This is a genomic window from Saccharopolyspora shandongensis (assembly GCF_900106995.1).
GTDB classification, from domain to species: Bacteria; Actinomycetota; Actinomycetes; order Mycobacteriales; family Pseudonocardiaceae; genus Saccharopolyspora; species Saccharopolyspora shandongensis.
The window spans coordinates 90647-102319 of the sequence record NZ_FNOK01000034.1; the positions used below are offsets into that span (position 1 = coordinate 90647).

Consider the following 11673-nt stretch of genomic DNA (forward strand, 5'->3'; position numbering starts at 1 on the left):
GAATCGCGGCACCGCGTCGCTATGGCCGTAGGCGGGGCGGTGGCGGTTCGTTGAGCGTTGTGCACATCTGCGCAGGTCATCGTTGCATTCGGCTGCTGCTGTGGAGCGGTCAAGTGTGGGCGTCTGTCGGTGTTCGTTGGGACGTCCTGGGGTTGGCATTCGATCTCAGTCGTTTTCGTTGTGCGGACGATTGGGGGCTGATCCGTCTCCAGGGGTATGTGGATGAGTGGGAGCGAGCCCGATACGGGCGATCTTCTGCTTGTCGGAGGTGATCTGCTGCGGGTGGCCGATTGGCCATGATGCGGCGCTCTGTTCGGGAACGGAACTCCCTTCAAAGGTGGCCACGATGTCTTCCTGAGGCACACCGCGCGTCCGATCGGGCACCTGGTGATAAAAAATTAAGTGATCGTGCTACCTTGATCTTGTTCATGTAAGCGATGCATGCGTGGAGGGTGCATGGGCAAGAGTCAGGGTGTGCCGGATTGGGCTGCTAGGCATTTCGGAGATCAGGCCGAGGAGGTGTCTCGGCGGGTCGTGGCCGCCATGGTGAAGGCTCAGAAGGCGTCCTTCGAGGTGCAGGCATTCGCGAGTGGCGAGGGGGCGACCAATCGGCGGCCGTACGGCAGCATGTGGGAATCCCGGTACACCTTCCTCGAGGACGAGATGAAAGGGTTGGACGGTTACGAGACATTTCATCCGCCCGGTGCGTCCTTCCGGTTGGTGCGGCTGAATGGGTGCCTGCTGCTGCCGATCCGGCACGCCAGCTCGCTCAGCAAGCCCCTCTCGCAGGTGCACATTCCCGACGGCATCCCACTTCAGGTAGCACAGATGCGCGGAGTGCGTCCGCCGGCGACCTTGTTCGACGGGCTCAGCGACGCACTTGCCCTTGGCGGCGTCGCTGCCGCAGGCGAGGAGGCCGACCTGGTAGAGGAGGGCCCGGTCATTTGCATCGCCGTCGTGGTCAACGCCGAGACCCAGCAGCCGTTGGGCCTGTGGTGGGGCGAGGTGGAGTCGATGGACAACGACGGCCTGATCGAGTGGACCCCGCGTGTGCTTTCTCAAGAGCTCGCGCAGCATTCGGTCTCGGACGCGACCGATGTGCGCAGGCTTAACGTGGTGGAACAGCCCAAGGTGGCGGGTTTCAGCGATGGTGCCGAGCCGCCGCTTGCGGTCAACCCTCGCCAGGGGGTCAACTACAACCCTCAGGCTGAGGCAGAACCGCCGGCAGACCACGCAAACATCGAAGATGAGTGATGACTGACACGCTCCACCCCCGTCTGTTCACCCCTTCTGGCACCGCCGCGATCTCACCCGCGGCGGTGCAGGAGGCTTTCGACCCGGCCCGCCTGACCCAGGCCCGCAACCTTGCCGGGATGACCAAAAAACGCCTCGCCGAGTTGATCGGGGTCACGCCGGCAGCGATGAGCCAGTACGAGATGGGCACGAATCGTCCACGGCCGGACATGGTGCCCCGGCTCGCCGAGGCCCTGGATGTACCAATGTCGTTCTTCGTGGCAGGGCGCCCGAACGGACGCCTGGACTCCTCCTCCGCGCATTTCCGTAGCCTGCGCACGACCCGCTCCTACCAGCGCGCGAAGGCGGTCGCCTACACCGAGCAGGCGTGGGAGCTGACCTACGCCCTGGAAAAACGTGTCCAGCTACCTCTGGTTGACCTGCCCGGCTTTTCTGGCGGTGAGGTCAGCCCGGGCGAGGTATTGCCTGCCGAGCCGGCTGCGGCAGCACGTGCGTTGCGCGAGTACTGGGACCTGGGTACTGGCCCGGTGAGCCATCTCGTGCGGCGTATAGAAGCCCGTGGGATCGTCGTGCTCACCCCGCAACCCGATCCAGATCTGGAAACGGTCGACGCCTTTTCGACCAGCCGCCTGCCACGACCGATAGTGGTGCTGACTCCCAATCGCGCCGACGATGTCTACCGCCACCGCTTCAGCGCCGCCCACGAACTCGGCCATCTGGTCCTGCACGGGGACAGTGCCCCGGGGGATCTAACTCAGGAACGCGAAGCCGACGCCTTCGCTGCTGAGTTTCTCACTCCTCGCGACAGCATCCTGCCTACACTCCCACGTCGGGTAGACCTACGTGCCCTGTCCGAGCTGCGCCAGATCTGGGGCGTATCGGTGGACTCGCTGCTGTACCGCTGCCGCGAACTCGGCCTGGTCTCCGACTCTTCGGCCAGCCGCGCCTATCAACGGCTCGCCGCACTGCGTTCCGAACCCGGCTTCGCCCCGGATCCGCTCTCGGGCTATCCCGGCGAGCAACCCGCCCTTCTTTCCCAAGCCTTCTCGCTTTCGGGCCTGAACATCACCGCGCTGGCCCGCGAATTGGCCTGGACCGTGCCACACGTACGCAACATGCTCGGCATCGACCAAGGACGCCCCGTACTCACACTCCTGAAATGACCACCACCCCCAGCGTCGCCCGAGCTGCTGCCCACTGGCTGGTCACCTACGCACGGTATCCACTGGAGACGAACGCGTGCGTGACCTGCTCCTATGCGATGATCCGCAACCGGCGATCGAGGCACTCGGTACGGCGGTGCCCATGCAGTTCCGCAACTACACCCCGCCGGGCCATTTGTGAAGCCAGGACTGCTCCTGGCCATCGTCTGACGGGGCTGAGGGCCAGAGATGCAGTCGACAACGGATGCGCCCGGTGCATCAGGCACGCACCAAGACGTGTCCGAACCCGGCAAGTACCGTTGAACCGAATCGATCTTCGTGTTGATCGCCATGGCGATGGATCTGATGGAAAGCACCATCGTCGTCGCGCTTCCCGCCATCGAGGACTGCCTGAGCGCAAGCCCGGCCCAGCTGCAATGGATCTCGCCGTGTCTACACGCTGACGTTCGCGACGGTCGGCTGAACCGGCGACATCGTGGGTCGCAAGCGGACGGTGCTGCTCGGGATCGGCGAAGTTTGTGGTCGCCTCGGCCGCGTACAGCTTCGTGCCAACGATCGAAGTGATGCTGGGCGGTCGGGTCCTGCGGGGCTGGCCGGAGCTTTAATCCTCAGCAGACACGCAACTTGCGCCAGGCAGACTGAATACGATCTCAAGGGAGATCATCGCGAGGTTGCAGCTGAAGCTCGGGTTCGTGAGGGCGCGGGCTCAAAGGCCATAGTGGTGGAGGGTTATCTGTGTTGCGGGTTCCGCCGCCGGACTTCGGAGTCCCGTACTCCGCCCTTGCGTTCCCACCGGGCACGGTGCCGCGCAGCGGCGTGTTGACGTTCTCGGTTGACGACCTCGCGCACGCGCTGATCGTCACTGGCCGAGCTCCGGGGGATCGACTGTCGCACGGTGCCGCATCGGTGTGGGAATGGCTGCATCGGGCCTCGCTGATCCCGGCTTACCTCCGACGCACCTACCGTGCGGAACTCGTTCGGTCCGATCTCGCGCTTAGCCTGGATCGTTCGGAGTCGGCGGCCCTTTCCTACACGCTGGGACAAGCGATCACCGGGATCTTCTGCCAAAAGCTGCTATCGGTGACGCACCTGATGCACATCGATCGGTACGCGAGCGAATATCGTGTCGGTTTCGGGAACACTCGCAAGCGTTCGGACTTGTTCGGTTTGGCGCCGGCCGGGTGGGTGGTGGCTGAGGCGAAAGGCCGTGCCGGCGCCATGGATCTCAAACTCCGGCGTCGACTGGAGGCGCAGAAGCGCTCCGTGGTCTCGATCGACGGCGAGAAGCCGTGGGTCGCGTTGGGCTGTGTCGCTTCCTTCCCAGTCCGCGGCGAAGGCATGCGGATCGACGCTGTTGACCCGGAGGAGGAAGAAATCGAACCCATTTCGCTCGACGCGGTCACGCGGGATCGGTTCGCTCTCGCCTACTACCTGCCGGTCCTACGCGCGCTGGATTTCGGGGGCGCGGTGGACGCTGACCTGTCGGTGAACGACTTCAACGAGACGTTTGTCGCCACAGACTTCGCCAACTTCGGCCTGCGTCTAGCGTTGCCTCGGGCATTGGTAGCGCGGCTGCGGGGTGCTCTCGATGGGGAACTCGCCGGACTCCACGACAGCGTGCACGCCATCCTGGACGACGTGCACAGTCGGGAACTTCAGGTGCTTCCGGATGGCGCTCGAGTGGAGACCGACTGGTCAAGCGCCTTGGCGGTGGGGGAGTTCTAACGGCTCTTTGAGAAACAGCTGAGACCTCACCTCGGCTGGAGCGGTCCGCTCCCCTCGGCGAGAGTCCAACGCGGCTCAGGTCCGGCCAAATCTCGATCCCGTGTCTCTTCCAAGTTCGATGAGACGTCGATCGCATTTCTGGCGTGCTGGGAGTTCAGAAGTCTCGGTGCCGTGCCGAGAAAACAGATGTGCAGGGCTTGCATGAACGGCGCTCCGTGGTGGCGACCGCGGCATTGCGCGCGGCGGTCGCGTGGTCACGCAGGAAGAGTGAGCCGCGTGCGTGGCGGGAGGTCGCGCGCATGACCGGAGTGATCATGCAGGCTTATCCTCCTGGTTGTGGGCCGTCGACGCCTGCGGAGCTGGTGGCGTTGCTGCGCCGGCCGTTGGGCGAGCTTCTGCCAGGGACGCGAAAGGCCTCTGCACTGGACGCCGTCGTGTTGCTGGATCCAGAGGACGCGCTCAGTGATGACGCGATGGAGATCGTGTGTGACTACACGCAGGCGCTGTTCGATAGTGAAGATCCAGCGACCGCGTGGCTTCCACGGTGGGCCTGGCAGCGTGCCGAGCAGATCGAGCAGGAGCTGTTTCAGACCCTGATCCAAGCCGGTGATGCTGCCGTTTACACAGCATCACGTCGATTTCTCATCGAGCACCCAGCTGGGGATACGCGCGAGCTGGCCGAGGCCCGTGGGCGCTCAGGCGCCCGTCAGGTCGCGCGCTACATCGAGATCCCGCCGGATCGGGTCTTCCGATTCGCGCCTGGTGCGGATGGGCAGTGCTGGTGGTCGTGTCCGGTGTGCAAGTGGCCCATGCAGGTGCGGGGGCGGCGTGTGGAGTGCACCTACCGCCCGCACACAGCGCGGTTTCTCGTCGGCGATACCGGGGTTGGTTCGTTGACCGCGCCGAGTTTGGTGAAGGTGTCGGCGACCCGGCTGCGTCTCCTGGAATCGCACCCGGTGGTCTCTGCGGTCTGCGTCGACCCGGCGGTGTGGCGATTTGTCGTCGTGCCCGGGGTGCCGGAGCTGGATCTGGAGAGGCTGTTGCATTCGCACATACCGGAGGTCGGCGTAGCGCTGTATCCGATCAAGGACACCTTCGATCTGCTCGTCACAGCTCCCGATGGGCGCACCTGGAGTGTCGATGTGAAGGATCACGCTGATCCGCAGCGCGTGATTGACGATCCGCCCTCGGCGGACCACGTCGTGGTGCCTACCTATCGCAAGGGGCAACTTCACCAGCTGAAACGGGCATTGTCGGGGAAGTCGGTGTGGACCATCCGACAGTTCCTCAACGAGGTCAGTGACCACGTTGCGCGGGGTGGGAGCGCGTGAATCGACGGCGACGACAGCCCAGCGGCCCCAACTACCAGGAAGTGGCTCTGGCCATGCGGGGTGCGCTGGCGCTGGCTGCGCATTACTTCCCTCGCGCCACGGACGAGGGCACACGGTGCGTGCGGATCGCGGACGCGCTGTTCTTCCTCTCGGGGCAGGTGGGCAAGTGGGCCCACTGGACAAGCCTGCCCTTGTCAGAGAAGGCGCGGATCGCGCAGCTGTTGCGGTGGCGCCCGGTGGGGATCGCCAACCGCACGGTATTCGCCGACCTTCTCCCTGAGCTGATCCCCTCCTTGATTCCGGATTTCCGGGTCCTGGACGAGAAGTTGGTCGTGGTCGAGATTGGTGGCTCACCGTTGCCGGTAGTCGACGAATGTGTGCGGCTGCTGTGGCTAGAACGGGAACTGAAGAAACGCCATCCGATGACCATCGCCAACTACGGCGAGTACGTCACCTTGATCCGTGGTAGCGCTGTAGGCGCCCCGATCAGCGAAGTAACTTACTTGATGCACCGCGATCCGCCTGTGCAACCTGAGACGCCGATCGCGCTGGGCGATGCCGCACAGGCCGAGGAGATCGAGATCCCGGTGGAGGACCTGGCCGCGATCGCCTCCCGGTTGGACGCGACCTTCGGCGAGCAACACCGGACGGATTCTGTCAAGCGAATCTTCACCCACCTACAGTCGACTCCAGACAACCGGATCAACGGGAAGTGGGTGCTGCGGGCTGGTCCGACTCGGGTGTTGAACGCCCCGACCGGGGTCGGCAAAAACGTCCTGGCTGAACTGGTGGCCTGTTGGTGCACTGAACGCGGCATGGTGACCTCGTTTCTGGTACCCAAGAACGCCGTGGTGGTTCAGGAAGCGCACGCGATTGAGGCAAGCCTGGCGGCGCTGGGCATCGACGGTGACGTGGTTCCCCTGATGTCGCCAAGTGCGCTCCAGAACGTCGCAGAGACCACAGCTAGCCGGGCCGACAACACCAACACGATCGGGGAGTGGGCTTACCAGCGACTGTCGTACGCCTGCGCACAGCCGGCAGCAGCACACACCGACCACGTGGTCGATGCATGGCAGCCGGGGCGAGAATCATGCACGACGCTGCGCAAGGTCAAGGACGACGGGACGGTCAGCAGCGGGCACTCCATGTGTCCGTGGAAGCCGACCTGCGGGAAGTTCCGTCTGGCCCGGCGAGCATGTCGCGCCAGCGTGATCGTGACCTCGCACAGCAACTTCGTTTCGGGCCGACTGCACGTGCCGGTGCAGATCAGCGGCCGGGTAGAGGAGAACCTCACCGTCGAGGAACTGCTGATCCATCGAAGCCACCTGATCCTCATCGATGAGATCGATGCCTTCCAAGCCAGCCTGATTGGAAACAGCGCCAAGGGATTGGAGCTGGCCAAGCGACGGGGAGAGGTGCCGGCGCCTCTTGTTCGGTTGGATCGGGAACTTCACGACGTGCTCGGTCGCGTGGATGCCAAGGTCGAAGGACGCACCCGTGCTGCCGTCAGCTTGGCCCGCTACCTTGCAGAAAGCTATACCCAGCACTTGGCGTCGGGACACTTCCGTCGTCCGCGTACGGACCGCACGGCCGGGCATCCGTTGTTCGGGCGCTGGTTGCTGCCGCGCCGATGGGATTCTTGGCTGGCGGCGACACTGTTCAATCTGCCCGCTGACGAGCCTCCACACTCCGACCACTTTGCGGCGTTGCACGCGCTGTTTCCCGGCGAGAACACCGGTTTGGTCGTGCCCGAGTGGTTGGTGCCTGTGTCGTTTGCGCTGCGGCAGATCACCAGTCCTGACTCCGGCGATGACGTCTTCGACGACGCTTGGCTGCTCATCTTCAAGGCCCTCGCCGACAATCCGTACGGCGACAGTCGACTCACCGACGACGAGGTGCGCGCCACCGCCACTGATCGACTCATTCGGCGGGCGTTTCTGGAGCGGCTGCGGCTGCTGTTGTTCAGTTTCGTCTACACCGCTCCCCAGCTGCACGCTTCAGGTGTTCGCGCGGCCAACGAGGTTGCTGATGCCCTCGGCCAATATGCCGTGTGGCGAGCGACCCCGTACGGCTCGATGGGCCGCGTTCTGTTCGCCTTCACCGAAACCTACGACGACTCCCGCCCCCTCGACACCACGCTGACGGTCAGCGCCTTCGGCGGCGACCCCCATACCTACGTGGCCGCCCTGGGCGAATTGACCGCGCTAGCCCACACCGGATGTCCGCGCATCGTGCTCGGCCTGTCCGCGACCGCCTACTTTCCCGGAGCCCCGCATCACCACGTCTACGTGCCGCCCACCTGGTGGGTACCGGATGACCACACAGGCGGCATCACCGTGCACGCGTCCCCGATCTCGGACGAAGAGCGCGCGTTCCTCCGAATCTCGGGCACCTACGGCACCGAGCGCAGCGCAGTGCTGAGTCAGCTCGGCCGGCTGTTGTGGACCAAGCGGCTGCACCCAGCGCTACGTGACCTTGCCGCCGATCCTGACTCTGCACATCGGGCCCGACTGCTGCTGGCCACCACCTCCTACCAAGGCGCGCGGGACCTGGCCGAGGGCCTCTCCGCTGCCGGTGTCCCACGGGAACAGATCGTGCTCGCCATCCGCCCTGACGACGCCGACGGCAGCGGAGCACGCACGACCGCACGGTGGACCGAACTGCCCGCCAACCAGATCGAGGAGTTCGGCCGCACGGTGGGCACCGAGGCGGGATCGGTGCTTATCGCACCCCTGGCTCGCGCAGAACGAGGACTCAACATCGTCGACCGTCACGGCCGGTCCCTGATCGGATCCGTGTGGCTGGTCGTCCGACCAATCCCCATCCTCGACGAACCACCGCAACTGCTAGCGCACACCAACGCCCGTGCGCACGCCGAAGCCACTCCGACCAACGACCCCGCCGCCGTGCTCGACCTCCTCCGCACGACCGCCGCCAAGCACTACGACGAGCTGTTCACCAGCCTGCCGTACTTCCGGTCACTGCCAAACGAAACCCAGCTGGCCATCGCCCGAGAAACTCTGGTCGGTCTGATCCAACTCGCCGGCCGTGCTCGGCGAGGCGGCGGCATCGGCGAGATCCACCTCGTCGACTACGCCTTCCACGATCCCGACGGCCACTCCGATCTCCCCAGCTTGATCCGCAAGATCCGTACCGAGTGGGAACGCGACGGGCACCTGGAGCTGATGCAGTCGCTGTACGGGCGCACCCTGCAGGCCATCTTCGACTTCGCCGACGAACGAAAGTCCGAAACATGAACACCAACCCCGACGTGGGACTGCACACCTTGTGCTACCGCATCGACCTCGACCAGATCGGCGATCTCGTTGTCTACCCATTGACCGACGAGTTCCTCGTCGCCTGGGAACACCTCAAGCAGGTGGTTAGAGCACGCATCGGGCGAGACGAGGTCCAGCCCTCCTACAGCGCCCTAGCCACCGCGTTGTCAGCCGCGAGTAATCAGCCGGTTCGCCTGTTCCCCCGCTGGGACCTCTCAAAACGCGACACCGACCGCGGCGTCATCGCGTTGCTGATAACCACCGGCGAGTTCGATCCGTGGATTCTCAAGACCACCGTCGAAACCTTCGAGCACCAGTCCACAGGAGACCAGGATGCGAACGCCTTGGCTCCCTTGATCACCAGCATCGAGCCGAAAGCCCGACCACTGACCGAGTTCATCGACATCGATGACGCCACGGACTCCGTCGCCGCCCCAGGGTGGATCTACGACGCGGCACGCTGGAACCTCGCCTCCCGCATCGCCGAGACACCGGTATGCATTGACGACCACCTGCCGATCAGATTTCGACTCGACACCGACGCTAACCTTGTGGCCTGGGAGCATCCGCTGTCGCGCGCGTCGAAGAACAACACCGGGCACGCTATGGTCCAGATCTCGACCAGGATCATCACAGTGCCGGGTGCCAAGCACTTGTACCTGCGGCTGGATGGTCACGTCTCCCGGCAGCCATATTCCTGGAACTTCGTGCGCAATACGTGGCTCGACCGCGGGGATCCGAACCTGCCGATCACCAAACTTCCCGTGCTGCCCCCGTATCCCAAGAAAGGGCGCCTCAACCCGGAATTCAGAGGATTCACTGCTGAGGTCATCGAGTCGTGTGGCCTCGACCCCATCACCTTGCCCCCAGAGCTACCCGTGCTCCCTGGGCAGGTGCGCCCAATTGGCAAGCCCCGCAAGCACTTCATCGGCAAAGGCCCCGGCGTACGCTTCCTCTACCAACTGGGTAAGCACGCCACGAAAATCCTCGGCACGCCACCCCTGCGCTACCAGCCCACTGCGATCCGAGTGCAAGAACAGATCGCGGGCCCGATCCCACCCGAGAAGCTCGATGCCGCGATTGCTGCCTCACAAGCCCACGAGCTGCGAATCGTCTGCCTGTACGCCACACCCGCGGTCCGCCGCCGCATGAGCGACGCCCTCGCACCGTACGCCGCATCAGGCAAGCACCTGCTTGTTGGCGCCAGCGACGAAAACCCCGTACCACTTACCGAGCGACTCACCGTGGTCTTCCACCAGAATCCAGACCTGCTCGACCACGGCACCCAAGACCGCACCGCGAACGGGATCGCATGGCTGGAACCCAAACCCGATACGGCCATCGCCGTCCTCGCGGAAACAGACTGGGATCCCGACAACCCACCAGAGAACGACGCGAAACATCCACTGCGCCGCACGTTGGGTGAGCACGGCGTCGTCGCTCAGTTCATCAACAGCAACTGGACGCCGCCCAAACCACGCACCCGCACCCGTAACGGCGTCACCCGCGTCGTCACCCCACGGGATGAGCCCGCCATCGCTGCGGTCCGGGACTTGTTCCGCCATGTCGGCGTCATCGACAACCGACTCGCTCTGGCCACCGTCGGTCAACACCTGAAAGGGGCACTCGACCGGGACACCATCCTGATCGGCGTCCACATCCGCCAGCACACACCGCGCCGGCGAGGCAAAGCCAAGCCCGCCAAGCGCCTGGTTATCAGGCTCGTGGCCATCCACGCCACGGCTAATGCCGACACATCCTGGTACACCGAGACTTACAGCGACGCTGACGGAACCTGGGTGCCCTACCGAGTCGGCACGGCCGCGTACCACGCCACCGACGTCGGCACCACTGCCGTCGGCCGCGCACGCAAGCACTACCAGGACATTCGCGACTACGTCGACCAAGCTCTCGCCGCCTTCAGCCGCTCTCGCCCGCTGGTGGTCTTCGTTGACGCAGAAAGTTGCCGCGGCATCTGGCCAGGACTGAATAACGACTCCTTCGGGCACGGCCCGCTTCCCGGATCTGGACTTGGATACCAGGACCTCGCCGTGATCCGGTGCGCCACGGGCGCCCGCGTACCACGCCCGACTCACCGCAGCCACGGTGCACAACCCAAGGACAAGCACCAACCAGCACTGCCCGGATCCACCCTGTACGAGCACGAGGAAGGCGGCGTCCGCAGCTGGCTGCTCGCACAGAAGTCCCGCGTCTTCCGATCCCAGGAAATCGGCGCCCGCGCCGGGGCCCTCTACACCCGATGGACCATCCCTGAAAACCGGATCAAATACATGGGCAAGGACTGGCACGGTCTGACCGCCATCGAAATCGCCGTCGCCCGAGCCGGACAATGGGACGCCCAACAACTCGCGGCGCTCACTGCACGGCTATGCCACCAGGCAGCATCTTGGGATGACCGCACTCAACAGCCCACACCACTTCACCTCGCCGAGCGACCTGACCTCGATCACCCGCAGCGAGACGAGCAGCCCAACGACAACGACGCCCCGGAGTAATGACCGCTACCGATCCTTCAACTGCCGAAGATCACGCCTGACATCCATCGCGAAGGGAGTGGCGCATCACTTACTAATGATCTTTTGGTATTTGGGTGATCTTGGTTCATAGGCGGAGTCCGGTGTGGTCGAGAAAGGAGAAGCACAGTTGGTAGCTGTTGCCTATGCGGTCCAGGCCGGTGCCCGCGGCGGTATGTGCTTCGTCGATGTGCTCGGGGCAGAGGTTGGCCAGCTCGGTTGTTTTGATGTTGCCCCAGACTTGTTCGACTGGGTTGAGCTCGGGTGCGTAGGCGGGCAGCCGCTCGACGCGCAGCCAGTGTCGTTGGGTGGCCAGCCAGGCTTTCATGTCTTTCGAACGGTGGGCGGACAGTCCATCCCAGATCAAGGTTGCCGGATCTCCACCCAG

General features: G+C 64.4%; 7 protein-coding genes. 6 read left to right on the forward strand and 1 reads right to left on the reverse strand.

Annotated features, from left to right (window positions below):
• Positions 1–456 precede the first annotated feature (456 nt).
• From BLW84_RS29460 to BLW84_RS29485, 6 genes are all read left to right on the forward strand, one after another.
• Positions 457–1254, forward strand: coding sequence for a hypothetical protein (locus tag BLW84_RS29460; RefSeq protein WP_093271778.1), 798 nt, complete (start codon positions 457–459; stop codon positions 1252–1254).
• Positions 1254–2417 (forward strand): helix-turn-helix domain-containing protein, encoded by a 1164-nt coding sequence (locus BLW84_RS29465; protein ID WP_177226757.1) that lies wholly within the window; start codon positions 1254–1256, stop codon positions 2415–2417. The genes BLW84_RS29460 and BLW84_RS29465 overlap by 1 nt, the downstream gene beginning before the upstream one ends.
• Positions 2418–3152: 735 nt before the next feature.
• A complete protein-coding gene (locus tag BLW84_RS29470; RefSeq protein WP_093271782.1) occupies positions 3153–4142 on the forward strand; it encodes a hypothetical protein in 990 nt (329 codons plus the stop codon).
• A 218-nt stretch (positions 4143–4360) separates the two neighbouring features.
• Positions 4361–5473: a pPIWI_RE_Y domain-containing protein gene (locus tag BLW84_RS29475; RefSeq protein WP_177226759.1), complete on the forward strand. Its 1113-nt coding sequence runs from the start codon at positions 4361–4363 to the stop codon at positions 5471–5473.
• Positions 5470–8730 carry a hypothetical protein gene (locus BLW84_RS29480; RefSeq protein WP_245761464.1) on the forward strand — a complete coding sequence of 1087 codons (3261 nt, stop codon included), beginning with the start codon at positions 5470–5472 and terminating at the stop codon, positions 8728–8730. Before BLW84_RS29475 ends, BLW84_RS29480 begins: the two co-directional genes overlap by 4 nt.
• The gene (locus BLW84_RS29485) at positions 8727–11267 is read left to right on the forward strand and encodes an RNaseH domain-containing protein (RefSeq protein WP_093271788.1); all 2541 of its coding nucleotides are present in this window, start codon (positions 8727–8729) and stop codon (positions 11265–11267) included. Before BLW84_RS29480 ends, BLW84_RS29485 begins: the two co-directional genes overlap by 4 nt.
• Positions 11268–11373: 106 nt before the next feature.
• On the opposite strand, the gene BLW84_RS29490 is transcribed toward BLW84_RS29485, so the two are convergent.
• On the reverse strand, positions 11374–11673 hold a 300-nt coding region (locus BLW84_RS29490), incomplete at its 5' end, for a transposase (RefSeq protein ID WP_143061143.1).